Here is a 25,932-nt window from a genome sequence, read left to right on the forward strand (position 1 = left end):
GGCGCCCGGCTTCCTCGTCCGGGCGCTGGAGGCGGGGCGACGGGCGAGCCGCGCCGCTGGCGGATCGGCGAGGATTTCAGGTCGATGGCGGAGGGGTTTATGCCGCGGCTGCCGGGCTACGCGCCGCTCTCGGCGCGGCTGCTCGCGGCCCTGCGCGTCACCAAGGCCAAGCGCTCGGGATACGACCACCTGATGCGGCACCTGCACGACGCACTGAAGCGGGACGAGACCTGTCAGGCCGAGTCGCCCCAGGCCGACGTGGACTTCCAACCCGGCGAGACCTGGGGCACTTTCCCGGACCTCGTGATGCACGGGGCCATGGGCGGCCGTTCCATGCTGGAGCAGACCGTCTATCTGCCGGTCTCGGCGCAGGCCGACCCCTCTTCAAGCCCGCATCGCATCCTGGCGGCCAAGCTCGGCCGCGCCCTCCGCACCTGAGACAAGGACATCAGACCATGATCCTCGAGATCGCGCAGATCGAGATCAAGCCCGGCATGGAGGCCGAGTTCGAGGCAGGCATCACCGAAGCCTCGGCGATCTTCAAGGCGGCCAAGGGCTGCCGGGCCTTCGAGGTGCGGCGCTCCGTCGAGCATCCGCAGCGCTACCGGCTGCTGATCCACTGGGACACGCTGGAGGCCCACACCAAGGACTTCACCGGCTCGCAGCCCTGGCAGGAGTATCGCGCCCTGGTCTCCCACTGCTTCGCCGGACCGGTGGCCGTCGAGCATACCGAGCAGGTTCTGAAGGCGTTCTGAGCGCCGCCGCGCTGCGCCCCAGACGGCGCCCGCCAGAGGGGCGACGCGTTGCGGCGCGCGCCTCCGGTGCTAGGCTCCCGCATGAGCGAACCCGAAGCGAATCATCGGGGGCGCGGCAAGCGGGAACCAGGCTGGGGAACAGGCTGATGGCGCGGCTCGGACAGCTCGCGGGTGCCCTGGCGCTCCTCGGATGGCTCGCGGGGCCGGCCCTCGCCCAGACCGCGCCGGCGACCCGCACGACCGCACGGCCGGTGTCGGCCGCATCGGCGTCGTTCGCGAAGAGCTTCGTCCGGGCCGACCTCGCCAGCGCGGCGGTCCGCCTGGAGACCGCGCTGAAGGCGGAAGCCGGCGGACCGCTGCGGCCGGCCGGCCAGTCCCGCGCCGCCGGGCTGGCCCTGCTCACCGCCGACAAGCCGGACGAGGCGGTGGCGCCGCTCGCCGCCGCGGTGGCGGCCGACCCGGCCGACGCGCGCAACTGGCAGGCCTATGCCCGCGGGGCCGCGGCGGCCCTGGGCGCGCTCGAGGACAACGACTATCAGGGCCGGTCGCGCCTGCGCGGTCGGGTGACGGCCGCCGCCTACCGCGCCTACGAGCGCGCCGGCACGGCCGCCGACGCCGCGGCGTCGCTGGCGGCCCTGGGGGCGGCAGAGGCCGAGCAGGAATCCTGGCGCCCGGCGCTGGACGCCTACGCGGCGAGCCTCGCCCTGGCCGAGACCGGTTCGGTCCGGGAGACCTACGAGACCCTGCGGGCGCAGCACGGCTTCCGCATCCTCGACTACAAGGTCGATTCCGACGCGGCCGCCCCGCGGGCCTGCTTCACCTTCTCGGAGGCGATCAAGCCCAAGACCGACTACGCCCCCTTCGTCGCCGTCTCGGGTAGCAGCGCGGCCGCGGTGACCGGGGAGGGCTCCCAGGTCTGCGTCGACGGGCTCAAGCATGGCGGCCGCTACGCCATCGTGGTCCGCCCCGGCCTGCCGTCGTCCGTCGGCGAGAGCCTGCTCAAGGCCGCCGATTACGAGATCTACGTCCGCGACCGCGCCCCGCAGGTGCGCTTCACCGGGCGCAACTACGTCCTGCCCCGGACTGGGCAGGCGGGCGTGCCCCTCGTCTCGGTGAACGCGCCGAAGCTCGACGTCGAGGTGCTGCGCATCGGCGACCGCAGCCTGCTGCCGACCCTGCGGTCGGAGGACTTCCTGGGCCAGCTCAGCGGGTCCACCGCCCGGACGATCGCCTCCGAGAAGGGCCAGCGCGTCTGGAAGGGCACCCTCGACACCGCCAAGGCCGAGATCAATCAGGAGGCCGTCACCGCCTTCCCGGTGCTGCAGGCCGTGGGCAAGCTGGAGCCCGGCCTCTACGTGATGCTGGCCCGCCCCTCGGGCACGGCCGCCTCCGACGAGGAATACGATACGCAGGCGACCCAGTGGTTCGTGGTCTCCGACCTGGGACTCACCGCCACCAAGGGCCGGGACGGGGTCACCGTGGTCCTGCGCTCGCTGGCCTCCGCGCAGGTGATGGCGGGCGCCGAGATCCGGCTGATCGCCCGCAACAACGAGGTGCTGGGCACGCGGACCACGGATTCGCAGGGGCACGTCGCCTTCGATCCGGGTCTCGCCCGCGGGGAGGGCGGCCTGGCGCCGAGCCTCGTGGTCGCCCAGGCGGGCGGCGATTACGGCTTCCTCGACCTCAACCTCGGCGCCTTCGACCTCACCGACCGCGGCGTGAAGGGGCGGCCCGAGACCGGCGGCCTCGACGCCTACCTGTTCCCGGAGCGCGGGGTCTACCGCACGGGCGAGACCGTCCAGCTCACCGCCCTGCTGCGCGATCCCCGCGGCGCCGCCGTGCCGGACCTGCCGCTGACCCTGGTGGTCAAGCGGCCGGACGGCGTCGAGTACCGGCGCGTCTCGGTGCCCGACCAGGGGCTCGGCGGCCGCGCCCTGCCGCTGCCGCTCCTGTCGGGGGCGATGCACGGGACGTGGCGGGTTTCGGCCTACACGGACCCGAAGGCGCCCGCGATCGGCGAGACCAGCTTCCTCGTGGAGGATTACGTCCCCGAGCGGCTGGAGGTGACCCTCAAGGCCCGGCAGGCGGCCCTGAACCGGGGCGAGGCCGCGCAGGTCGATGTCGCCGCCCGCTACCTCTACGGCGCCCCGGGCGCCGACCTCGACGTGTCGGGCAGCGTCACCGTGCAGGCGGCCGCGACGAGCGGCATTAAGGGGCTCGAGGCCTACGCCATCGGTCTCGACGACGAGGCGGTGGAGCCGGCGACGCAGGAACTGCAGGACCACGCCACCACGAACGCGCAGGGCGGCGCCACCGTCACGGTGCCGGTGCCCCAGGTCGCGGCCCCGCGCGCCCTGGAGGCGAAGATCACGCTGGCGGTCGGCGAGCCCGGCGGCCGGGCGCTGTCGCGCAGCCTGACCCTGCCGATCCTCCCGGCCGGCCCGGTCCTCGCCCTGCGCAAGGGCTTCACCGACCTGAAGGAGGGCGGGGTCGCGGGCTTCGACGTGGTGTTCGCGCGCCCCGACGGGGCGCTCCTCGCCCGGCCGGGCGTGAGCTGGACCCTGTCGCGGATCGATTCCTCCTACCAGTGGTACCGGGCGGACGGGCGCTGGTCGTTCGAGGCGGTCAAGTCCGCCCGGCGCGTCGCCAGCGGCACCGTCGACGTCACGGCCGCCGGTCCGAGCCGGATCGAGGCGCCGGTCGGCCTCGGCCGCTACCGCCTCGAGGTCTCGACCGCGGGTGCCCCCGAGGCGACCGCGAGCCTCGGCTTTGAGGTGGGCTGGGGCGGCTCCGAGACCGCGGAGGCGCCCGACCTCCTCGACCTGACCCTCGACAAGGCTGCCTACGCGGCCGGCGACACGCTGCGGGCCAAGCTCAGCCCGACGTTCAAGGGTCAAGCCAGCCTGATGGTCGTCAGCGACCGCGTGCACCAGACCCTGGAGGTCAGTGTGCCGGAGGGCGGCACCACGGTCAGCATCCCGGTGAAGGCCGAGTGGGGCGCCGGCGCCTACCTGGTGGCCACCGCCTACCGGCCCCTCGACCAGGCGGCCAAGCGCCTTCCGGGCCGGGCGCTGGGTCTGGCGTGGTTCTCGGTGGACCGGGAGCGGCGCAGCCTCGGGGTCGCCCTGAAGGCGCCGGAGCGGGCGCGCCCGCGCCAGGACCTGACCCTGCCGGTCCAGCTCACGGGCCTGAAATCCGGCGCGCCGGCGCGGATCACCGTGGCCCTCGTCGATGTCGGCATCCTCAACCTGACCCGCTACGCGGCGCCGGACCCGACCCAGTACTTCCTCGGCCAGAAGGCGCTCGGGCCGGAGGTCCGGGACCTCTACGGCTACCTGATCGACGGCATGCAGGGCTCGGCCGGGGCGATCCGCTCCGGCGGTGACGCGGGCGGCGGCGAGCTCGCCGATTCCCCGCCGACCCAGGCGCCGCTGGCGCTCTATTCCGGCGTCGTGACCGTGGGGCCGGACGGCGCGGCCAGCGTCACCTTCCCGATCCCGGCCTTCAACGGCACCGGCCGCGTCATGGTTACCGCCTGGAGCGGCGACCGGGTCGGGCAGGCCCAGGCCGACGTGATCATCCGCGATCCGGTCGTGCTCAGCGCCACGCTGCCGCGCTTCCTCGACACCGGCGACCGCTCGCGCCTGTTCGTAGCCCTCGACAACGTCGAGGGGCAGGCGGGCGAGTACACGGTCGACCTGAGCCCGACCGGACCGGTCGTGGTCGGCGCCAGCGCGCTGCGCCAGACGCTGCGGCTGGAGGCCGGCGCCAAGGGCCAGTTCGCGATCCCGCTCACGGCCGCAGGACCGGGCACGGCCCGCCTCGACCTCGCCTTGTCGGGGCCCGGGCTCCCGTCCACCCTGAACCAGAGCTTCGCCCTGGGGATCTCGCCGGGGACCGGCGCGCTGCTGCGCCGCTCGGTGCGCAGCCTCGCCCCCGGGGCGGGGCTGACGCTGACATCGGACCTCCTCGCCGACCTGCAGCCGGGGACCGGCAGCGTTTCGCTCTCGGCCACGGCTCTGCCGGGGGTCGATGTGGCGGCGCTGCTCCGGGCGCTCGACCGCTACCCCTACGGCTGCTCCGAGCAGGTGGTGAGCCGGGCGATGCCGCTGCTCTACGTCAACAAGCTCGCGGCCCTGGAGAAGCTCGCCCTCGACAACGGCGCCGACGATCGGGTGCGCGAATCGATCGAGCGCCTGCTCGCCCGCCAGGATTCGAGCGGCGATTTCGGCCTCTGGTCGGCGCAGGGATCGAGCGACCTCTGGCTCGACGCCTACGTGACCGACTTCCTCACCCGCGCCCGCGAGCGCAACTTCGCGGTGCCGCAGAAGGCCTTCGCCCAGGCGTTGGACTACCTGCGCAACGCCGTGGCCAACGCCACCGAGGTGCGCAACGGCGGCGCCGACCTCGCCTACGCGGCCTACGTGCTTGCCCGGAACGGCCGGCCGGTGATGGGCGACCTGCGCTACCTCGCCGACACCAAGATCGGCGACTTCTCCTCCGCCCTCGGGCGCGCGCAGCTCGCCGCCGCCCTGGCGCTCCTGGGCGACCGCGGACGGGCCGCCAAGACGATGGACTCGGCGCTCACCCTGCTGCGCGCCGACCGCGACAAGGGAGTCTATCGCGCCGATTACGGCTCCCGCCTGCGCGACGGGGCCGGGCTGATCACGCTCGCCGCCGAGAGCGGGCTGGCGCAGGGGGCGCTGGGCCCCGCCGCTTCCGTGCTCGGCGAGGAGCAGCAGGCCGAGCGGTCGACGAGCACGCAGGAGAATGCCTGGATGGTCCTCGCCGCCGAGAGCCTGTCGAACGAGGCGGGCGCCCTCTCGTTCACCGTGGACGGCGCCCCGCAGACCGGAATGCTGGCCCGGGTCTACCGGGAGGCGGCCCTGGCCGACCGGGGCGTTCAGCTCACCAATACCGGCCGCGCGCCTGTGCAGGTGGCCGTGACCGTCAACGGCAGCCCCCTGGTGCCGGAGCCGGCGGCGCAGCAGGGCTACATGATCGAGCGCAGCTTCCGCCGCCTCGACGGCAGCACCGTCGACCCGGCGAGCGGCCTGCGCCAGAACGACCGGCTCGTGGTGGTGCTCAAGGTCACGGAGGCCAAGGCGGAGGCGGCGCGGCTCCTGCTGGTCGATCCGCTGCCGGCGGGGCTGGAGATCGACAATCCGAAGCTGCTGGACGCCGACGCGCTCCAGGGGCTCGCCTTCGCCAAGTCCGACGTGCAGCCGGTCCACACCGAGTTCCGAGACGACCGGTTCGTGGCGGCCTACGACCGTGACCCGAGCCAATCGGCCTTCTTCACGGTGGCCTACACGGTGCGGGCGGTCTCCCCGGGGACCTACGTCCATCCGGGTGCCACCGTGGAGGACATGTACCGGCCGGCGCGGTTCGGCCGGACCGCCTCGGGCAGCGTGACGGTCGGGACTGTAAAGTAGGGCGGGCGGCGTTCGAGCACTGCGCTCCCGTCATCGCGAGCGCAGCGAAACGACCCGGGGCAGCGCGCCCTCGGTGTGCGTGGCGCTGCCCTGGATGGCTTCGCTGCGCTCGCAAAGTCGTCGGTGCTGAAGCCCTCGTCCGGACCCGCCTCGGACGCGACGGCGCAACCCGCCGGGCCGGGCCGCTGCGTTGCGGCGGGCACATGGTGCGTCGCGGAACCCCCGTAATCGCCCGTCCATTCCCATAGGTCCCGTTCGGAACCCGTGGAGCGATGCCCGATGCCGGACCTCGACGCGCTCGCCGGCTCCGCAGCCCGCGCGCTGGCCTACCTGCCGTGGTGGGCCGAGAGCCTGATCCTCATCGTCGCCTGCTGCGCCGTGGTGATGCCCCTGCACGGGGTCGTCTACCGGGCGATGAAGCGGGCGGTCTCGGGCAAGAGCCTGTTCTGGCGCTCGCTGGTCTCGCGTACCCGCGGGCCGAGCCGCCTCGGCCTGATCGTGGTGGCGATCAGCCTCGCCTCGACCACGGTGCATCTGTCCTGGGAGGTGCGGATCGCCCTCAACCAGATCCTGCTGGTGGCCTTCGTGACGCTGACCGGCTGGTGCTGCGCCACCGCGCTCCACATCGCCACTGTCATCTACCTCCGACGGTTCAAGCTCGACGCCGAGGACAACCTGCTGGCGCGCAAGCACTTCACCCAGATGCGCATCCTGGAGCGGGCCGGCGTGACGCTGGTGGCGCTGATCACCCTCTCGGTGGCGCTGATGACCTTCGAGCCGGTGCGCCAGTACGGGGTCAGCCTGCTGGCCTCGGCGGGCGCGGCGGGCCTCGTCCTCGGGCTGGCCATGCAGCCGGTCCTGTCGAACCTCGTGGCCGGCATCCAGATCGCCATCACCCAGCCGATCCGGATCGAGGACGCGATCATCGTCGAGAACGAGTGGGGCTGGGTGGAGGAGATCACCGCCACCTACGTGGTGGTCCGCCTCTGGGACTGGCGCCGGCTGGTCCTGCCGCTGACCTACTTCATCCAGAAGCCGTTTCAGAACTGGACCCGCGACGGCGCCTCGCTGATCGGCAGCGTGTTCGTCTACGTCGACCACCGGGCGCCCGTCGCGGCGATGCGCGAGAAGCTCGCCGAGATCGCCAGGGCCACGCCCCTGTGGGACGGCAAGGTGGTGAACCTCCAGGTCTCGGACGCGAAGGAATCGACGATCGAGATCCGGATGCTGGTGAGCGCCCGCAACGCGCCCCAGGCCTGGGACCTGCGCTGCGTGGTCCGCGAGGCGATGATCACGTGGCTCCAGGCCGAGCACCCGGAGGCCCTGCCGCGGCACCGGACGGAATGGGTCGGCGCCGAGGAACCGGCCCTGCGCCGGGCGGAGGCGCGGCGGTTCGCGGCGTGAGGCACTGCGTTCAGTGTTGCGGGATTCCCAGCCACGCCCTCATCCTGAGGTGCCGAAGCGCAACGGAGGCCTCGAAGGAGGGCTCCAGGAATCGCAGCGGCTTCTGGAGGGCTCCTTCGAGGCGTCTTCGCCGCACCTCAGGATGAGGGCGCAGGTCGGATGTCTTCCGTTGGACCGTCGCTCAGTCGTCGGCGCCGGCGTAAAAACTCTCCACGCCGATGCCCTCCTCCTGCATCAGCCGGGCGCGGGCGCGCAGCTTCTCGGTCTCGCTCTTGAGCTGGCCGCAGGCCGCCAGGATGTCCCGGCCCCGGGGCGTGCGCACCGGCGAGGCGTAGCCGGCGTTGAACACGATCTCGGAGAAGCGCTCGATCCGGTCCCAGTCGGAGCATTCGTAGCGGCTGCCCGGCCAGGGATTGAACGGGATCAGGTTGATCTTGGCCGGGATGCCCTTGAGCAGGCGGACCAGCTCCCGCGCGTCCGCGTCCGAATCGTTGACGCCCTTCAGCATCACGTACTCGAAGGTGATCCGGCGGGCGTTGCTCAGGCCCGGATAGGCCCGGCAGGCGGCGAGCAGCTCGGCGATCGGGTATTTCCGGTTGAGTGGCACCAGCTCGTCGCGCAGGTCGTCGCGCACGGCGTGGAGCGAGATCGCCAGCATGGCGTTGGCCTGCTCGCCGAGGCGCGGGATCTGCGGCACGACCCCCGAGGTCGAGACCGTGATGCGCCGCCGGGACAGGCCGAGCCCCTCCTGGTCCGACATCACCCCCACCGCGTCCACCACGGCGTCGAGATTGTAGAGGGGCTCGCCCATGCCCATGAACACGATGTTGGTCACGAGCCGGCCGACCTCGCCGGAGCCGCCGGCGTCGCGGCTCGGCATCTGGCCGGGCCAGTCGCCGAGCTCGTCCCGGGCGGTGACGAGCTGCTGCACGATCTCGGCGGCCGAGAGGTTGCGCACGAGGCGCTGCGTGCCGGTGTGGCAGAACGAGCAGGTCAGGGTGCAGCCGACCTGGGAGGACACGCAGAGCGTGCCCCGGTCCGGGCCGGGAATGTAGACGCACTCGATCTCGGCGCCGCGATTGTGCTCCTGCCGGTTGGTCGGCGCCATGCGGAGCAGCCACTTGCGGGTGCCGTCCCGGGAGACCTGCCGGCTGGCCACCTCGGGCCGCTCCAGGGTGAAGTGCTCGGCGAGCTGCGCCTTCAAGGCCTTGCCGACATTGGTCATCTCGGCGAAGTCGGACGCCCCGCGGAAATTGACCCAGTGCCAGACCTGGCCGGCGCGCATCCGGCTCTCGCGCTCGGGCACGCCCATGCCGACGAGCTGCGCCTTGAGGGCGTCGCGGGTCAGGCCGACCAGCGATGGGCGGCGGCCGGGCAGCGCCTCGGGGAGGAGATCCGGCGCCTTCTCGATCGCGGCATCGGCCGCGCGGGCGCTGTCGAGCGACGGCGTCGCCATGGCGTTCAAACAATCCATACGATTGGAAAGGGTCTGATATAGGCGATCGCGCCGGCGAATGCGAATGCGCGCTGGCGACGGCTGACCCCACGGAGAGCCATGACGACCGACACGCAGGCCGGGCAGGCGATCTACAATCCGCGGACGCTGCAGATCTACGACCTCGTCGTGCTGCGCCTGTCGAACCCGCTGATCTGGCGCTGCCCCACGGCGCGGATCCTGGATCTCTACGACCGGCACGCGGGCTCGGCGCATTGCGACGTCGGGGTCGGGACCGGCTGGTATCTCGACCGGTGCCGCTTCCCCACCCCAGCGCCGCGCATCGGCCTGATGGACCTCAACGCCGACAGCCTCGCCTTCGCGGCCGACCGGATCGCGCGCTACCGGCCCGAGACCTACCGGGTCGACGTGCTCGGCGCTCCGGCAACCGGCATCGCGCCGTTCGACTCGATCGGGATGACCTACCTGCTCCACTGCCTGCCGGGCGACATCGCCGCCAAGGCGAAGGCCTTCGACACGGTGCGGCCGTGCCTGCGGGACGACGGGGTGGTGTTCGGCGCCACGATCCTGTCGGGGGGCGTCCCGACCACGGCTGCGGCGCGGGCGCTGATGCGGGTCTACAACCGAAAAGGGGTGTTCTCGAACGGCGCCGACACGCTGCCGGCCCTGCGCGCGGCCCTCGATCAGCGGTTCCGGTCGGTGGAGATCACGGTCGTCGGCTGCGTCGCCCTGTTCGTGGCGCGGGAGCCCCGCTGACCCGGCCACGGTCCGCGCGCACGAAAAAGGGCGCCCGCAGGCGCCCTGATCCGTTCGGCCAGTCCCAAAAAATCAGGCGGCTGCGGTCTTCACCGGCACACCCTTCTCGGCCAGGAAGGTCTGCAGCTCGCCCGACTGGAACATCTCGCGGGTGATGTCGCAGCCGCCGACGAACTCGCCCTTCACGTAGATCTGCGGGATGGTCGGCCAGTTCGAGAAGGCCTTGATGCCCTCGCGGATGCCCTGATCGGCCAGCACGTTCACGCCCTTGAACGGCACGCCGAGGTAGTTGAGGATCTGCACCACCTGCCCCGAGAAGCCGCATTGCGGCATCTGCGGCGTGCCCTTCATGAACACCACCACGTCCTGGGAGGCGATCTCGTTCTGGATGGTCGTGTTGGCGTCGGTCATCGAGTTAGTCCTCGTTCGTCCTGTGACGGTTTATCGTGCAGCAAGCTTATAAGCTTGGAGTATGCTTCCTTGATTCCGCGATTTGCAGCAGTATCGCGTCCATATCAAAGCGTGCCGAAAGAAGCTCGTCCGGATCAACCGGACAGCTATCCGGCAGGTTGGGCAGAAGGCCATCACCGTATGGCGTAAGACCCAAGTTGGCGGTTTCGCGTGCGGATTTCCAGATCCGGTCCCAATCCAAACGCTGCCGCATCGATCGCTCGAACCTGTTGCGCGCGGCGATTTGGAACGTCAGCGTCTCCTCACGCCAGGGGCGGGTGACGGGCAGATCCAGCGCCGATAGGCGCTTCAGCATATGGGCGAGAGCCTGGACCAGCAAACCCTCAACGGCTCGAAGTTGAGACCGTCCTACGCTCTCGATCTCCTCGGCGACATTCTCCCAGTCGACCGCATTCGACAGGTCGCTGCGGGCTCCGAGCGCGCGCAGAGCCGCAGCCTGCTCCTCGGCCCAGGTCACGATGTCGTCATCGTAGAGACTCGGTCGATCCATCGGGAGAGCTACCGCGAGAACGCCTAATCCTGCGGGACACCCGTGGTCAGCGCAAGGGCGTGGAGGACGCCGCCCATCCGGCCCTGAAGGGCGCCGTAGACCATCTGGTGCTGCGCCACCCGTGTCTTGCCCTTGAAGGCCGCCGACAGGACGGTGGCGGCGTAGTGGTCGCCATCGCCCGCGAGGTCGCGGATCTCCACCTGCGCGTCCGGCAACGCTTCGCGGATCATGCGCTCGATCTCGCCCGCATCCATCGGCATCGGCAAACTCCTGGGCGTAAGGGGGTTCAGGCGGCGGGAGCGGCCGGCTGGCTCGCCATGTAGGCGGGCAGCCAGCCCTCGTGCGCCGTGGACAGGTCGGCCAGCGATATGGTCTCGCCGCCCGGCAGGGTCAAACGGTCGGAGCCGGTGACGCCGACCACCGCCGCGTCGATCCCCTGCGCCGAGGCGCTGTAGAGGAGGTCGCTGGCAGCTTCCGGATCGATCGCCAGCAGGTAGCGGCCCTGGTCCTCGCCGAACAGGTAGGCGTGGGGGGCGAGATCCACCGGCACCTCGGGCAGGGCAGCGCCGATGCCGCCGGCCATCGCCATCTCGGCGAGGGCCACCGCGAGGCCGCCGTCGGAAAGGTCGTGGACCGTGTCGACGGCGCCCGACTGGATCAGGGTACGGACGAAGTCGCCGTTGCGGCGCTCCAGGGCGAGATCCACCGGCGGCGGCGCGCCCTCCTCGCGGCCCTCGATCACCGACAGGTAGGCGGATTGGCCAAGCCAGCCCTCGCCGGAGCCGATCAGCACCAGCACGTCGCCCTCGCGCTTGAGCGCGATGGTGGCGTGGCGCGCCACGTCGTCGAGCACGCCGACGCCGCCGATGGTCGGGGTCGGCAGGATGCCGACGCCGTTGGTCTCGTTGTAGAGCGAGACGTTGCCGGACACGACCGGGAAGTCCAGCGCCCGGCAGGCCTCGCCGATGCCCTGCAGGCAGCCGACGAGCTGGCCCATCACCTCGGGCTTCTCGGGATTGCCGAAGTTCAGGTTGTCGGTGATGGCGAGCGGCTTGGCCCCGACCGCCGTGATGTTGCGCCACGCCTCGGCCACGGCCTGCCGGCCGCCCTCGACCGGGTCGGCCTCGCAATAGCGCGGGGTGACGTCGCAGGTGAGCGCCAGCCCCTTCGGCCCGTCCTCGACCCGCACGATGGCGGCGTCGCCGCCGGGCTTCTGGACGGTGTTGCCCAGGATGAAGTGGTCGTACTGCTCGAAGACCCAGCGCTTGGACGAGAGGTCCGGGGAGCCGACGAGGCGCTTGAGCGCGTCGGTGAGCGAGGCCGGGGCCGGAACCTCGGAGGCCGCGAGCACCGGCAGGTGCGTGTTGGACAGGTGCGGCCGGTCGTAGAGCGGCGCCTCGTCGCCGAGCTCCTTGATCGGCAGGTCGGCCACGGTCTCCCCGTGCCACTTGATCACGAAGCGCAGCGTGTCGGTGGTCCGGCCGATCACCGCGAAGTCGAGCCCCCACTTCACGAAGATGGCTTCCGCCTCCGCCTCCATGCCGGGCTTGAGCACCATGAGCATGCGCTCCTGGCTCTCGGAGAGCATCATCTCGTAGGGGGTCATACCCTCTTCGCGGGCCGGCACCTTGTCGATGTCGAGTTCGACGCCGAGGTCGCCCTTGGCGCCCATCTCAACGGCCGAGCAGGTGAGGCCGGCGGCGCCCATGTCCTGGATGGCGATCACCGCCCCCGAGGCCATCAGCTCCAGGCAGGCTTCGAGCAGCAGCTTCTCGGCGAAGGGATCGCCGACCTGCACGGTCGGACGCTTCGACTCGGAGGCCTCGTCGAACTCGGCCGAGGCCATGGTGGCGCCGTGGATGCCGTCGCGGCCGGTCTTGGAGCCGAGATAGACGATCGGATTCCCGATTCCGGCGGCGGCCGCGTAGAAGATCCCGTCGGTGCGGGCGAGGCCCACCGCCATGGCGTTGACCAGGATGTTGCCGTCGTAGCGCTTGTGGAAACCGGTCAGGCCGCCGACGGTGGGCACGCCGAAGGAGTTGCCATAGCCGCCCACGCCCGCGACCACGCCGGAGACGAGGCTGCGGGTGCGCGGATGGTCGGGGGAGCCGAAGCGCAGGGCGTTGAGCGCCGCGATCGGCCGAGCGCCCATGGTGAACACGTCGCGCAGGATGCCGCCGACACCGGTCGCCGCGCCCTGATAGGGCTCGATGTAGCTCGGGTGGTTGTGGCTCTCCATCTTGAAAACACAGGCGAGGCCGTCGCCGATGTCGATCACGCCGGCGTTCTCGCCCGGTCCCTGGATCACCCACGGCGCCGAGGTCGGCAGCCCGCGCAGGTGCTTGCGGGAGGACTTGTAGGAACAGTGCTCGTTCCACATGGCCGAGACGATGCCGAGTTCGGTCAGCGTCGGGTCGCGCCCGATCAGGCCGCGAAAGCGCTCGTACTCGTCCGGCGTCAGGCCGTGCTGGGCCACGAGCTCGGGGGTGATCGGAACGTCGTTGCGGAACATGGGGCAGCCTCGACGAGGGCGGTCCGGGAGCCCCGACAGGACCCCCGACCCGATAAGCGACCCGAACCGGGCAGCGTGCGGCGACGGTGACGGATTAGTGCGTTCTCCCACCGCGTTGCAATACGCCGTCTGACGCCACCGTGGATGAAGCCCGGTCACGCCGCCGGCGGATGGGCCAGGAAATCGGCGATCGCCGCCACGAACTTGTCGCCGTAGGCCTCGCGCTTGCGCTCGCCGACCCCGTGGACCGTGCGTAGAGCCCAGAGGTCGACGGGCTTCTGGCGGGCCATCTCGATCAGCGTTCGATCGGGGAAGACCATGAAGGCCGCGATGCCCTCGGCCCGGGCCAGCGTGGCGCGCAGGCCGCGCAGGTGCTGGAACAGCGCCTCGTCGGCCTCCGAGAGGGCGATCTCGCCGTCCTCGCGGGATGCAGGCCGGCGTCGCTCGCGGGATTCGGTCTTCGGCTCCGGATCCGGGCGGAGCTGCACCGGCTCCCGGCCGAACAGGATCGCCTCGCCCTTCTCGGTCATGGACAGGCCGCCGAAGCCGTCGGCGTTCTCGGCGATCGCCCCGGCCGCGAAGAGCTGGCGCAGGATCGCCCGCCACGCGGCCACCGGCTTGTCGGCGCCGACCCCGAAGGTCTTGAGGCTCGCGTGGCCGTTGCGGCGGATCTGCTCGCTCTCCTTCCCGTGGACCACGTCGCAGATATAGGCCGCGCCGAAGCGCTGGCCGGTGCGCACGACGGCCGAGAGGATCTTCTGCGCCGAGACCGTCCCGTCCACGAGGGTGACGCCGCCGCGGCACAGGTCGCAGCGGCCGCAAGGGCCGCTCGCCTCGCCGAAATAGGCGAGCAGCGACTGGCGGCGGCAGGTGGCGCCCTCGCACAGGGTGATCATCGCCTCGAGCTTGCGCCGCTCGACCCGGCGGCGCTCGTCGGAGATCTCCTTCTCGTCGATCTGGCGGCGGCGGAGCGCCATGTCGTCGAGGCCGTAGAGGGTCAGCGTGTCGGCCGGCAGCCCGTCGCGGCCGGCGCGGCCGATCTCCTGGTAGTAGCCCTCGACGTTGTTGGGCATGTCGGCGTGGCAGACGAAGCGCACGTCGGGCTTGTTGATGCCCATGCCGAAGGCGATGGTGGCGGTCATCACCACCCCGTCCTCCTGCAGGAACCGGTCCTGGTTGCGCATGCGCGTGCCCTGGTCGAGGCCGGCATGGTAGGGCAGGGCGTCGAACCCGTCCTTCTTGAGGGTCTCGGCCAGTTGCTCGACGCGCTTGCGCGACGAGCAGTAGATGATCCCGCTCTCCGCCCGCCGATGCTTCAGGAACCGCTCGATCTGCCGGGCCGGGTTGTCCTTGGGCTGGAAGGTCAGCCGGATGTTCGGCCGGTCGAAGGAGTGGACGAAGATCTTCGGGGGCCGGTCCTGCGGGAACAGCCGCTCGGCGATCTCCGCGCGGGTCGCGGCATCGGCGGTGGCGGTGAGCGCCAGGGTCTGGATGTTGCCCAGCGCCACCCGGGCCCTGGCGATCTCCCGGTACTCGGGCCGGAAATCGTGGCCCCATTGCGAGACGCAATGCGCCTCGTCCACCGCGAGCCGCCGGACCCCGGCCCCGCGCAGGGCCTCGATGCAGCCCTCCATCAGCAGGCGCTCGGGGGACACGAACAGGAGACGGAGGTCGCCCGAGCGCAGGGACCGCCAGGTCTCGCGGGACTCCGTCTCCGCCACCGTCGAGTTGAGGGTGGCGGCCTCGATGCCGACGCTCTTCATCTGCTGCACCTGATCGTGCATCAGCGCGATCAGCGGCGAGACCACGACGGTCAGACCGGGCTCGACCAGGGCGGGGAGCTGGTAGGTCATCGACTTGCCGGAGCCGGTGGGCATCACGGCGAACACGTCGGCGCCGTCCAGCACCGCGCCGATCACCTCGTCCTGCCCGGGCCGGAAATCCTCGTAGCCGAAGGTCTTCTTGAGCGCGGCGCGGGCCTCGTCGAGGCGGGTCATCGGGATCCTTGATCGGGGTTCTGGCCGCCCTTGCGGCAGGGGTGTGTAGACACTGGCCTCCGTGCGTCTACACGGGGGCTGCCATGCCGCTCAACATCCGCAGCGAAGAGGTGAATCAGCGCGCCGAGAAGCTGGCATCGCGGACGGGCGTGAGCAAGACCGAGGCGGTGCGACCCGCGCTCAAGAACGGACTGGCGCGGCAGAACGCGGAGCGCGAGACTTTCCTGGAGCCGGTCAAGCCGATCCAGGATAGGTTGGCATCCAACCCGTCGACGGGCCTCAAGGCGGATAAGGCCTTCTACGACAGCCTGAACGACGCGTGATGTTCGTCGACGTGTCCGCCATCATGCGATCGTCGCCGGCGAGCCGGGACATTCTGCGCTGATGGATCGGTTGCGCGACAGTCCCGTGCGGCTCACGAGCGGCGTTGCCGTGTATGAGGCGGTGCTCGCCATCACCCGGCTCCAGGCCGTCCCGCCCGAAGTCGCCGAAGAGATCGTGGACGATTTTCTGGCCGCCACAGGCGTCACGCGGGTCCCGATCGCCGAAGCGGAGACGCGCCTCGCCCTCGCGGCCCACGCCCGCCACGGCAAGGGCCGCCACCCGGCGCGCCTGAACCTCGGCGACTGCTTCGCCTGTGCCTGCGCGCAGATGCACGGCGTGCCGCTGCTCTACGTCGGCGACGCCTTTCCGCAGACCGACATCCGCTCCGCCCTGGCCTGACGCCTCAGCTGCCGTGGAACTCGGCCACGTGCTGGGCCACGATCGCGTCGAAGGATTCATCCGCCCGGAAGCCCAGAGCCAGGGCCGCCTCCGGCTCGAAGGCCTCCGGCCAGGAGCCGACAATCCGCGCGATGGTCGCGTCCGGCGCGCGCCGGATCAGCGCCACGGCCTTGTCGCCCGCCGCGCGGCGCAGGGCCTCGATCTCCTCGGCGACCGTGGCGGAGACGCCCGGCATGGTCAGGCTGATCCGGGGCCCGATCGCCGCGAGGTCGAGCCCGGCGGCGTGGACGAGGAAGCCGACCGCCGCGGCGGGGCTGGCGAACCAGTGCCGCACCGTGTCGGGCACCGGCAGGATCGCTTCCTGGCCGGCCAGCGGCTCGCGGATGATGCCGGAGAAGAAGCCCGAGGCCGCCTTGTTGGGCTTGCCCGGCCGCACGCAGATGGTCGGCAGGCGCAGACCGATCCCGTCGAGGAAGCCGCGGCGCGCGTAGTCGGCGAGCATCAGCTCGCCCATGGCCTTCTGCACCCCGTACGAGGAGGCCGGTCGCAGGATGTGGTCGTCCGGGATCACCTTGGGGAAGGGCGGCCCGAACACCGCGAGGGATGAGGTGAAGACGAGCTTCGGACGGTAGCCGTCCGCCGCGTTGGCCGCGCGGATCGCGTCGAGGAGCAGGCGGGTGCCGTCGAGATTGACCCGATAGCCGAGTTCCAGGTTGGCTTCGGCCTCGCCGGAGACCACCGCGGCGAGGTGGAAGATCACCCCCGGCCGCCCGGCGATGGCGGCCTCGGCGGCACCCGGGGCCGTCAGGTCGGCGGCCTCGGCCCGCACCGGGCCGGAGAAGCCTTCCGGCGCCGCGGGCGGAACCACGTCGAGCAGGGTGAGGGCGCTGAGCGTCTGCCCGCCGACCTGGCCGTCCTTCACCAGGGCGTCCACGAGGCGGCGGCCGATCATGCCGGCGGCACCGAGAATCAGGGCGTGCATGGGAAACCTCTCGTCGGAGTATGCGGCCTCAGGCCATCATGTCGAGGGCGCGGCCGAAGAAGTCCGGGCCGCCGAAATTGCCGGATTTGAGGGCGAGCAGCATCGGCTCCGGTCGCCCGGCGGTCCGCAGCACCGGCACGCCCGCGGCGATCTCCGGCCCGAGCAGGAAGGCGGTGAGGCCCAGCCGGTCGACCACCGACCCAGAGGTTTCGCCGCCGGCGACCACGAGCCGGCGCACGCCGCGGGCGACGAGGCCCTCGGCGATGGCGGCCAGCGCCGCCTCGATGGCGTGGCCGGCCGCGTCGACCCCGTGTTCGGCCTGGAGGGCGCGCACCGCCTCGGGGGGCGCCGAGGACGCGATCAGCACCGGGCCTGCGGCGAGCCGTTCCGCCGCGAAGGCCAGGGCCTCGGCCACCACGTCGGCGCCGGCGAGCAGCCGGGCCGGGTCGAGGCGCATCACCGGCATGATCTTCTCCGCCGCGGCGACCTGCTGGAGGGTCGCCTGCGAGCAGCTGCCGGCGAGGCAGGCGGCGGCCCCGCCCACCGGCTCGCCCACGGCGGCCCCGGCGGCGTCCTGCGTGCCGCGCCCGTCGGCCACCAGCGCCCGGGCGAGCCCAAGCCCGAGGCCGGACGCCCCCACGGAGAATTTCTCGGCGATGATCGCCCGCCCGAGGGTTTCGAGGTCGCTGTCGAAGATCGCGTCCGCGATGGCGGCGCCCTTGCCCTCGGCCGCCAGGGCCTGGAGGCGGGCCGCCACGGCCTCCGCACCCCGGGCCACCGTGGCGGTGTCGACCAGGCCGACCGGGCTGGCGCTCTGGCGCCCCAGCACGCGCACGAGGTTGGCGTCGCGCATGGGGTTGAGCGGATGGTCCTTCAGGGGACTCTCGTTCAGCGGCACGGATCCGACGAACAGGTTGCCCTGGTAGACGCTGCGCCCGGTCTCCGGGAACGCCGGGGTCACGAGCGCGATGGCAGCGCCGGCCTCGGCCCGCAGGGCGTCCATCACCGGGCCGATATTGCCCGCATCCGTCGAATCGAAGGTCGAGCAGACCTTGAACATCACGTGGGCCGCGCCCCGGGCCCGCAGCCAGGCTTCCGCCTCGCGGGAGCGGGCCACGGCCTGGTCGGCCGGGATCGAGCGGCTTTTCAGCGCCACCACCACCGCGTCGGCCTCCGGCAGGGCGCGGCCCTCCTCAGGCACCCCGATGGTCTGGATCGTGCGCAGGCCCGCCTTGGTCAGGGTGTTGGCGAGGTCCGAGGCGCCCGTGTAGTCGTCGGCGACGCATCCCAGCGCGAGGCTCATCGGGCGCTCCCCTTGTAGGCGGCGAGCCAGCCGAGGCCCGCGACGGTGTCGGCGGCCGGGATGTACTCGCAGCCGACGAAGCCGCGGTAGCCGAGCCGGTCCAGCTCGTCGAACAGGAAGAAGTCGTTCATCTCGCCGGTACAGGGTTCGTGGCGCTCGGGCACGCTCGCCGTCTGGACGTGGCCGATGATCGGCATCAGGGCGCGCAGCCGCATGGTCACGTCGCCGTGCAGGATCTGGCAATGGTAGAGGTCGAACTGCAGCTTCAGGTTCGGCAAAGCCAGCTCACGGATCAGGTCCGCGGCGCGGCCGAAATCGTTGAGGAAGTAGCCCGGCATGTTCCGGCCGTTGATCGGCTCCAGGACGAGGTCGAGGCCGGCGTGGGCGAGCCGCTCGGCCGTCCAGGTCACGGCCCGGCGGTAGGATTCGGCGGCCTTGGGATCGTCCCAGGGGGCGAGGCCCGCCATGAGGTGGAGCCGGCCCACGCCGGTCGCCTCGGCGTAGCGGAGCGCCGTCTCGACACCCGCCTTCAGCTCGTCGAACCGCTCGGGGAAGGCGGCGATCCCGCGCTCGCCCCCGGCGAAGTCGCCCGGCGGCAGGTTGAACAGCGCCTGGGTCAGGCCGTTCGCCCGGAGCCGCGCGCCGATGGCCTCGGGCGGATGCTCGTAGGGGAACAGGAACTCCACGGCGTCGAACCCGGCGCGGGCCGCAGCCTCGAACCGGTCGAGGAACGGCACCTCGTTGAACATCAGGCTGAGGTTGGCGGCAAAGCGCGGCATTCTTTTGGGACTCCCTGCCCGATCCTTAGAAACGCGACGATCCGCTCAGCGGACCACGATCCAACCCGATCCCCGCATCCTGAGGTGCCGGAGCGCAGCGGAGGCCGCGAAGGCGGCCCGCTGGCGCGGGCACCTCAGGATGAGGAAGCGGGTGGGATCAGGCCTCCTCAGGCCGTCCCCGGCAGCTTCGCCCCCGAGACCTGCGCGTAGAGCCGCGCCACGGAGGCGTCGTCGTCGCGGCCCATGCCGGCGCCGGACGCCATCAGGAACATCTGGAGCGCTGCGGCCGCCACCGGGACCGGATACTTCTCCGCCCGGGCCATGTCCTGCACGATGCCGAGATCCTTGACGAAGATGTCGACCGCGCTCTTCGGGCTGTAATCCGCGTCGAGGATGTGGGGCACCCGGTTCTCGAACATCCAGGAATTGCCGGCCGACTTGGTGATCACCTCGTAGACGCGCCGGAGATCGAGCCCCTGCTTGGCCGCGAAGGCCATCGCCTCGCAGGCGGCGGCGATATGCACCCCGGCCAGCAGCTGGTTGATCATCTTGAAGGCCGCGCCCTGGCCGGCCGCGTCGCCGAGCTCGTAGAGCGTGCCCGCCATGGCATCGAGGGCGGGCCGCGCCTTGGCGAAGGCCGCCGCCGAGCCCGAGGCCAGGAAGGTCAGGCCGCCCTCGGCCGCGCGAGCGGCGCCCCCGCTCATCGGGGCGTCGAGATAGTGGCGGCCGGTGGCCTCCAGCCGGGCGGCGAGCGCGCGGGCGACGGCCGGATCCATGGTGGCGGAGGAGACGAACACCGCGCCCTCCGGCATCGCGGCGGCGGCCCCGTTCTCGCCGAACAGCACCGCCTCGGTCTGGGCGGCGTTGACCACCACGCTCACCACCACGTCGGCATCCCGGGCCGCCTCGGCGGGATTCGCGGCGCCCCTGCCGCCGGCCGCCGCGAAGCGCGCCACCGCCTCCGGGTTCACGTCGCAGGCGGCGACCGAGAAGCCCGCCCGCAGGAGCGAGCCGGCCATGCCGGAGCCCATGGAGCCCAGGCCGATCACCGCGGCGCGGCGGGTGGGGGTGTCTGTGGTCATCGCGGGCTGATCCTGCCTGAAGGGAAGGGCGCCCCTGCGTCGCCGCGCGGGGCCCGAGGCCCCACTCCCGCCGGGAGAGGGGCCGTGTCGCGCTCGGCTCGAAGCCTCAGCGGTTGACCATCCGGGCCGGCGTGACGAACACGCAGACCGAGCCGACCACCAGCATCGCGGCGAGCGCATACATGCCGGCGGCGGTGCTGCCGGTGGCGTCGCGCAGCGCCCCGATCACGTAGGGGCTGACGAAGCCGGCAAGATTGCCCACCGAGTTGATCAGGGCGATGCCGGCCGCCGCGCCGGCGCCGCTGAGGAACGCCGTGGGCAACGACCAGAACAGGGGCGAGCAGGTCAGTACGCCGGCCGCCGCCACCGAGAGGGCCGCCACCGCGATGGTGGTCGAGCCCGCGCTCGCCGAGACCACGAAGCCGACGGCGCCGAGCAGGGCCGGGACGATCAGGTGCCAACGGCGCTCGCGCATCCGGTCGGCGCTGAGCCCGAACAGGACCATCACGATGGCCGCGCACAGGAACGGGATCGCGCTGATCAGGCCGATGTTGAGATTGCCCTGCACGCCCGACGCCTTGACGATCGTGGGCATCCAGAAGGTGAGGCCGTACTGCCCGGTCACGAAGGCGAAGTAGATCAGGCTCATGAACCACACGCGGCCGTTGCGGAACACGGTGGCGATGGAGTGCGGGCTCGATTCCTTGCCCCGGTTGTCGGCGGCGATGTCGCGCTCCAGGAGCTGCTTCTCGGCGTCGCTCAGCCACTTCGCCTCGGCCGGGCGGTTGTCGAGGTAGAAGAACACGGCGAGTCCGATGAGCACCGCCGGCACCGCCTCGATCAGGAACATCCACTGCCAGCCGGACAGGCCCTGGGCGCCGTTGAACGCGTCCATGATCCAGCCGGAGAGCGGGTTGCCGAAGATCCCCGAGATCGGGATCGCCGCCATGAACACCGCGATCACCTTGGCGCGGCGATGGGCCGGGAACCACGACGTCGTGTAGAGGATCACGCCCGGATAGAAGCCGGCCTCGGCCAGCCCGAGCAGGAAGCGCATCCCGTAGAAGCTCCACTCGGAGTTCACGAACAGGAAGGCGCCGGAGATGATTCCCCAGGTGATCATGATCCGGGCGATCCACACCCGCGCGCCGACCCGGTGCAGGATCACGTTCGAGGGCACCTCGAACAGGAAGTAGCCGAGGAAGAAGATCCCGGCACCGAGGCCATAGACCGTCTCGGAGAACTTCAGCTCCTGGGACATCTGGAGCTTGGCGAAGCCGACATTCACCCGGTCGAGATACGCCACCACGTAGCAGAGCATCAGGAACGGCACGAGGCGCCAGAACACCTTCGCGTAGGTGCGGTCGGCGAAGGACTTTTCGTCCGCGGGCGCGGTGGCGCCCCCCAGCGGAGCGGCTTGGACCGGCATGGCGTTCTCCCTTGCCCATACGCTCGCGCGGATGGGCGGATCATGGTCTTCACCGCTCGTCGGGCGGCGCTGGGGCGGTGCCATATCGCCTTTTGGCAGCGCTGCCAATCCGGTTGTGCGACATAATGCAGGCCGCTATGTCAGGGGCCGGATCGCTGAGGACGGTCTTCCCAATTGCACCCTCATCCCGCGGTGGCGCAGCGCAGCGGAGGTCTCGAAGGAGCCCTCCAGGGATCGCAGCGCCCTCTGGAGACCTTCTCCTTCGGGGCCCGGTCGCGCGGGCATCGCGCGATGAGGGTGCGGATGGGCGATGCGACGGACGTCATCAGAGACCGCGCCGGGAGAAGCGGGGCCATGGACGAATTCCAGCCGCCGGGGCGGCTCGTGACGCTCACCGACGTGGCCCGTGAGGCCGGGGTCGGCGAGAGCACGGTCTCGCGGGTCCTGCGCAACCACGGCTCCTATTCCAAGCGCGCCGGCGCGCGGGTGGCGGAGGCGGTGGCCCGGCTCGGCTACGTGCCGAACCGCCTCGCCGGCAGCCTCGCCGGCCAGGGCGCGAGCGCGCGGCTCGTGGGCGTCGTCATCCCGTCGCTCGCCAACGTGGTCTTCCCCGACCTGCTGCGCGGCCTGACATCGGCGCTCGACGCCGAGGGCATCCCCTGCGTGATCGGGGTGAGCGAGTACGATCCGGACCGGGAGGAGGCGCTGGCCGCCGCGCTCCTGTCCTGGCGGCCGGCGGCGCTGCTGCTCACCGGGCTGGAGCACAATCCCGGGACGGTGGCCCTCGCCAGGGCCGGGGGCGTGCGCGTCGTCGAGATGATCGACACGGATGGCGACGGGATCGACACGGTGGTCGGGTTCTCCAACCGGGCCGTGGGGGCGGCGAGCGCCCGCCACCTCGTCGCGCGGGGCTACCGCCGCATCGCCTATCTCGGCCACGACTTGCGCATAGACGTGCGGGCGGGCAAGCGGCTGGCCGGGTTCGAGGAAGCCCTGGCGGAGGCCGGGCTGGCGCTCCAGGCCCAGGAGATCCGGTCGGGGCCGTCCTCGCCGGCCTCGGGGCGGGCGGGGCTGGAGGCGCTGCTGGCGCGCCACCCGGATCTCGATGCCGTCTACTTCTCCAACGACGACATGGCGCTCGGCGGCTACTTCGCCTGCCTGGCGGCGGGGCTCGCGGTCCCGGGACGGATCGCGCTGTTCGGCTTCAACGGGCTCGACTTCGCGGCGGCGATGCCCCAGCCCCTCTCGACGGTGCGCACGCCGCGCCTGGAGATCGGCCGGCGGGCCGCCGCATGCCTGACCGATCAGAGTCCAAAGAAAATCGATCTCGGGTTCGAGCTGATCGAGGGAGCGACCGCATGAGCGACGAGAGCCGGCTGCGCGAAGACATCTGCCGCTACGGCCGCTCGCTGTTCGAGCGCGGCCTGACGCCGGGCTCGTCCGGCAACATCTCGCTGCGCCTGCCCGACGGCGGCTGGCTGGTGACGCCAACCAACGCGTCCCTCGGCTTCCTCGACCCGGCGCGGATCTCCCGGCTGGACCAGCAGGGGCGCCTCGTCTCGGGCGACAAGCCCACCAAGGAGATCCCGCTGCACAGCGCGCTCTACGAGAGCCGCAGCGAAGCGAAGGCGATCGTCCATCTGCACTCCACCCACGCGGTGGCGGTCTCGATGCTGCCGGAGATCGACCCGCGTCAGGTCCTGCCGCCGCTGACGCCCTACTACCTGATGCGCACCGGCGGCACGGCGCTGGTGCCCTATTACCGACCCGGCGACCCGGCGGTCGCGGACGCGATTCGGGGGCTCGCCGGCCGGTACAGTTCGGTGCTGCTCGCCAATCACGGCCCGGTGGTGGCCGGGGACAGCCTGGAGGGCGCGGTCTTCGCCACCGAGGAGCTTGAGGAGACCGCCAAGCTCTACCTGCTGCTCCGCAACCTCAATCCGCGGCAGCTGAGCCCCGGGCAGGTGGCCGATCTGGTGAGCCATTTCGGCCTGACCCTGCCGGAGCCGGAGGACCATGCCGGGCACGATCACGGGTGAGGGTGGCCGTCAGTGGTCTGTGCGAAGGCGCAACGCGCCCCCTCTCCCATGCGGGAGAGGGTCGGGGTGAGGGATCGGGTCTTTCCGGTGAGGTCGCACCCCTCACCCTGTCCCTCTCCCGCACGGGCGAGGGGACCCGCGCTCCGCTCAGATGGCGATTGTCCGCGGGGAAGGCTCCGCCTCACCCCTCGATCTTCGCGAACTCCGCCACCTCCCGCGTCGCGGCGCGCAGGGCGTTGAGCAGAGCCAAGCGGTTCTCGCGGAGCTTCGGATCGGGCGCGTTGACGGTGACGTCCTGGAAGAAGGCGTCCACCGGCGCGCGGAGCGTGGAGAGCGCCTGCATGGCCCCGGCGAAATCCTCGCGGGCGACCGCCGCCGAGGCGGTCTCCCGGGCCTTCGCCAGCGCCTCGGCCAGCGCCCGCTCGGCCGGCTCGCCCGCGGCGGCGAGGGCGGCGTCGGGGGCGGCATCGTAGGCGCGGCCGTCCTTCTTCTCCTCGATGCGCAGGATGTTGGCCGCGCGCTTGTAGCCGGCCAACAGGTTCTTCCCGTCCTCGGTGTCGAGGAACTGTCCGAGCGCCTCGACGCGGCGCACGACCATCAGCAGGTCGTCCTGGCCGGGCAGGGCGAAGACGGCGTCGATCAGGTCGTGGCGGGCGCCCTGGTCGCGGAGGTAGACCTTGAGGCGGTCCGCGAAGAAGCCGAGGAGATCCCCGGCATCCGCACCGGCCCGCCCGGCGAGGCCGCGATCCGCCGCGCCGACCTGCTCGAGAAGGCGCAGGCGCAAGCCGCGGTCGAGGATCAGCCGGATCACGCCCAGAGCCGCCCGGCGCAGGGCGAACGGGTCCTTGCTCCCCGTGGGCTTCTCGTCGATCGCCCAGAACCCCGCCAGCGTGTCGAGCTTGTCGGCCAGCGCCACCGCGATGGAGACCGGATCGCTTGGCACCCGGTCGGAGGGGCCGAGCGGCTTGTAATGCTCCTCGATGGCCGCGCAGACGCTGTCGTGCTCGCCCTGGAGCGCCGCGTATTTGCGGCCCATCAGGCCCTGGAGCTCGGGGAACTCGCCGACCATCTCGGTGACGAGGTCGGCCTTGGCGAGACGGGCGGCGCGCTCGGCCAGCGCCGGATCGGCCCCGACCAGAGTCGCGAGGTCCTTCGCCAGCGCGGCGATGCGGGCGATCCGCTCGCCCTGCGTGCCGAGCTTCTCGTGGAAGACGATGCTGTCGAGCTTCGGCAGCCGATCCTCCAAGCGAATCGCCTTGTCGGTCTCCCAGAAAAACTTCGCGTCCGACAGGCGCGCCCGGACCACCCGCTCGTTACCGGCTGTGATCGCCCGGCCGCCGTCGCTGGCGACGAGGTTCGAGACCAGGATGAAGGCCGGCGCCAAGTCCTCCGCCCCGCCCTTGCGCAGGACGAAGCACTTCTGGTTCGCCCGGATGGTCGCCCGGATCGCCTCGGCGGGGATGTCGAGGAAGGCCTCGTCGAAGGAGCCCATCAGCACCACCGGCCATTCCACGAGGCCCGACACCTCCTCCAGCAGCCCCTCGTCCTCGACGAGGTCGAGGCCGCGGGCGAAGGCGAGGTCGCGGGCATCGTGCAGGATCACGTCCTTGCGCCGGTCGGCGTCGAGGATGACCTTCGCCCGCTCCAGGGCCTGGATGTAGTCGTCGAACCGGCGCACCTCGATCGCCTCCGGGGCGAGGAAGCGGTGGCCGTAGGTCACCGTGCCGGCCGCGATCCCGCCGACCGCGAACGGCACGACCTCGGGGCTCTCGGTCTCCGGCCCGAAGGTCGCGACGATCGATTGCAGCGGGCGCACCCAGCGGAGGGACCCCGGCTCCGCCGAGGCCGCGCCCCAGCGCATGGATTTCGGCCAGGGGAAGTTCTTGACAATCTCGGGCAGGAGCTCGGCCAGGACGTCCAGCGTCTCGCGGCCGGGCCGCTCGATCACCGCGAGGTAGAATTCGCCCTTCTTGGGATCGGTGACGGTCGTGGCCTGATCGAGGCTCGTCAGTCCCGCGCCCTTCAGGAAGCCCTGGACGGCCGCCTCGGGGGCGCCGACCCGCGGGCCGCGGCGCTCCTCGCGCACGGCCTCGCCCCGGGCGGGGAGGCCGGCGATGTGCAGCGCCAGCCGGCGCGGCGTCGAGAACGCCTTGGCGCCCTCGTACAGGAAACCGCGCGCCACCAGGGCGTCGGTGACGAGCTTTTTCAGATCCTCCGCCGCGCGCCGCTGCATGCGGGCGGGGATCTCTTCCGAGCGGAGTTCGAGCAGGAGGTCGGGCATGGCGCGGCCATATCGCCGCGCCGCACCCCTGTCGAGGG

The 25,932-nt window shown here is 71.5% G+C and carries 20 protein-coding genes and 1 pseudogene; 9 read left to right on the plus strand and 12 right to left on the minus strand.

The window, feature by feature from the left end:
• Positions 1–36: 36 nt before the first annotated feature.
• The 4 genes and pseudogenes from P9K36_RS07015 to P9K36_RS07030 all read left to right on the plus strand — a co-directional run.
• Positions 37–438, plus strand: a pseudogene (locus P9K36_RS07015) (Kdo hydroxylase family protein); the annotation flags it as partial.
• Positions 439–455: 17 nt separating this feature from the next.
• The gene (locus P9K36_RS07020) at positions 456–755 is read left to right on the plus strand and encodes an antibiotic biosynthesis monooxygenase family protein (RefSeq protein WP_043347845.1); all 300 of its coding nucleotides are present in this window, start codon (positions 456–458) and stop codon (positions 753–755) included.
• A 146-nt stretch (positions 756–901) separates the two neighbouring features.
• Entirely contained in the window at positions 902–6,190 is a 5,289-nt protein-coding gene (locus tag P9K36_RS07025) for an alpha-2-macroglobulin (RefSeq protein WP_278306743.1), read from the plus strand.
• 279 nt (positions 6,191–6,469) lie between these two features.
• On the plus strand, positions 6,470–7,594 hold the full coding sequence (locus P9K36_RS07030) for a mechanosensitive ion channel domain-containing protein (RefSeq protein ID WP_274928997.1): 1,125 nt from the start codon (positions 6,470–6,472) through the stop codon (positions 7,592–7,594).
• Between the two features lie 181 nt (positions 7,595–7,775).
• Here P9K36_RS07030 and rlmN read toward each other — a convergent pair whose 3' ends face one another.
• Complete coding sequence (gene rlmN / locus P9K36_RS07035) at positions 7,776–9,050, minus strand: 23S rRNA (adenine(2503)-C(2))-methyltransferase RlmN (protein WP_043347814.1); 1,275 nt, start codon at positions 9,048–9,050, stop codon at positions 7,776–7,778.
• A gap of 99 nt (positions 9,051–9,149) precedes the next feature.
• On the opposite strand from rlmN, the gene P9K36_RS07040 reads away from it, so the two are divergent.
• Positions 9,150–9,806 (plus strand): class I SAM-dependent methyltransferase, encoded by a 657-nt coding sequence (locus P9K36_RS07040; RefSeq protein ID WP_278306744.1) that lies wholly within the window; start codon positions 9,150–9,152, stop codon positions 9,804–9,806.
• A 72-nt stretch (positions 9,807–9,878) separates the two neighbouring features.
• On the opposite strand, the gene grxD is transcribed toward P9K36_RS07040, so the two are convergent.
• From grxD to recQ, 5 genes are all read right to left on the minus strand, one after another.
• Entirely contained in the window at positions 9,879–10,217 is a 339-nt protein-coding gene (gene grxD, locus P9K36_RS07045) for a Grx4 family monothiol glutaredoxin (protein WP_043347809.1), read from the minus strand.
• Positions 10,218–10,263: 46 nt separating this feature from the next.
• Complete coding sequence (locus tag P9K36_RS07050) at positions 10,264–10,734, minus strand: DUF29 family protein (RefSeq protein ID WP_278306745.1); 471 nt, start codon at positions 10,732–10,734, stop codon at positions 10,264–10,266.
• Positions 10,735–10,790: 56 nt separating this feature from the next.
• Complete coding sequence (locus tag P9K36_RS07055; RefSeq protein ID WP_007568343.1) at positions 10,791–11,027, minus strand: BolA family transcriptional regulator; 237 nt, start codon at positions 11,025–11,027, stop codon at positions 10,791–10,793.
• A gap of 26 nt (positions 11,028–11,053) precedes the next feature.
• A complete protein-coding gene (gene purL / locus P9K36_RS07060) occupies positions 11,054–13,279 on the minus strand; it encodes a phosphoribosylformylglycinamidine synthase subunit PurL (protein WP_043347803.1) in 2,226 nt (741 codons plus the stop codon).
• A gap of 155 nt (positions 13,280–13,434) precedes the next feature.
• Positions 13,435–15,276: a DNA helicase RecQ gene (recQ, locus tag P9K36_RS07065; protein ID WP_278306746.1), complete on the minus strand. Its 1,842-nt coding sequence runs from the start codon at positions 15,274–15,276 to the stop codon at positions 13,435–13,437.
• Positions 15,277–15,359: 83 nt separating this feature from the next.
• Here recQ and P9K36_RS07070 point away from each other — a divergent pair, with 83 nt between their 5' ends.
• Both P9K36_RS07070 and P9K36_RS07075 read left to right on the plus strand, forming a co-directional pair.
• Positions 15,360–15,599: a type II toxin-antitoxin system VapB family antitoxin gene (locus tag P9K36_RS07070; protein ID WP_278306747.1), complete on the plus strand. Its 240-nt coding sequence runs from the start codon at positions 15,360–15,362 to the stop codon at positions 15,597–15,599.
• 61 nt (positions 15,600–15,660) lie between these two features.
• Positions 15,661–15,999 carry a type II toxin-antitoxin system VapC family toxin gene (locus P9K36_RS07075; protein ID WP_278306748.1) on the plus strand — a complete coding sequence of 113 codons (339 nt, stop codon included), beginning with the start codon at positions 15,661–15,663 and terminating at the stop codon, positions 15,997–15,999.
• A 4-nt stretch (positions 16,000–16,003) separates the two neighbouring features.
• Here P9K36_RS07075 and denD read toward each other — a convergent pair whose 3' ends face one another.
• From denD to P9K36_RS07100, 5 genes are all read right to left on the minus strand, one after another.
• Positions 16,004–16,981, minus strand: coding sequence for a D-erythronate dehydrogenase (gene denD / locus P9K36_RS07080; protein WP_278306749.1), 978 nt, complete (start codon positions 16,979–16,981; stop codon positions 16,004–16,006).
• 28 nt (positions 16,982–17,009) lie between these two features.
• Positions 17,010–18,284 carry a 3-oxo-tetronate kinase gene (otnK, locus tag P9K36_RS07085; RefSeq protein WP_043347794.1) on the minus strand — a complete coding sequence of 425 codons (1,275 nt, stop codon included), beginning with the start codon at positions 18,282–18,284 and terminating at the stop codon, positions 17,010–17,012.
• Positions 18,281–19,063, minus strand: a complete 783-nt coding sequence (gene otnI / locus P9K36_RS07090) for a 2-oxo-tetronate isomerase (protein WP_278306750.1) — start codon at positions 19,061–19,063, stop codon at positions 18,281–18,283. Before otnI ends, otnK begins: the two co-directional genes overlap by 4 nt.
• A 167-nt stretch (positions 19,064–19,230) precedes the next feature.
• The gene (gene ltnD / locus P9K36_RS07095; protein ID WP_278306751.1) at positions 19,231–20,145 is read right to left on the minus strand and encodes an L-threonate dehydrogenase; all 915 of its coding nucleotides are present in this window, start codon (positions 20,143–20,145) and stop codon (positions 19,231–19,233) included.
• A 106-nt stretch (positions 20,146–20,251) separates the two neighbouring features.
• Positions 20,252–21,574 carry an MFS transporter gene (locus P9K36_RS07100; RefSeq protein WP_053609192.1) on the minus strand — a complete coding sequence of 441 codons (1,323 nt, stop codon included), beginning with the start codon at positions 21,572–21,574 and terminating at the stop codon, positions 20,252–20,254.
• A gap of 354 nt (positions 21,575–21,928) precedes the next feature.
• On the opposite strand from P9K36_RS07100, the gene P9K36_RS07105 reads away from it, so the two are divergent.
• Positions 21,929–22,936, plus strand: coding sequence for a LacI family DNA-binding transcriptional regulator (locus P9K36_RS07105; protein WP_043347788.1), 1,008 nt, complete (start codon positions 21,929–21,931; stop codon positions 22,934–22,936).
• Complete coding sequence (locus P9K36_RS07110) at positions 22,933–23,613, plus strand: aldolase (protein WP_043347786.1); 681 nt, start codon at positions 22,933–22,935, stop codon at positions 23,611–23,613. Before P9K36_RS07105 ends, P9K36_RS07110 begins: the two co-directional genes overlap by 4 nt.
• Before the next feature lie 181 nt (positions 23,614–23,794).
• Here the strand turns inward: P9K36_RS07110 and glyS are convergent, their stop codons facing one another.
• Complete coding sequence (gene glyS / locus P9K36_RS07115) at positions 23,795–25,894, minus strand: glycine--tRNA ligase subunit beta (RefSeq protein WP_278306752.1); 2,100 nt, start codon at positions 25,892–25,894, stop codon at positions 23,795–23,797.
• Positions 25,895–25,932 lie beyond the last annotated feature (38 nt).

It is taken from the genome of Methylobacterium sp. 391_Methyba4 (assembly GCF_029691625.1).
Classification (GTDB): Bacteria; Pseudomonadota; Alphaproteobacteria; order Rhizobiales; family Beijerinckiaceae; genus Methylobacterium; species Methylobacterium fujisawaense.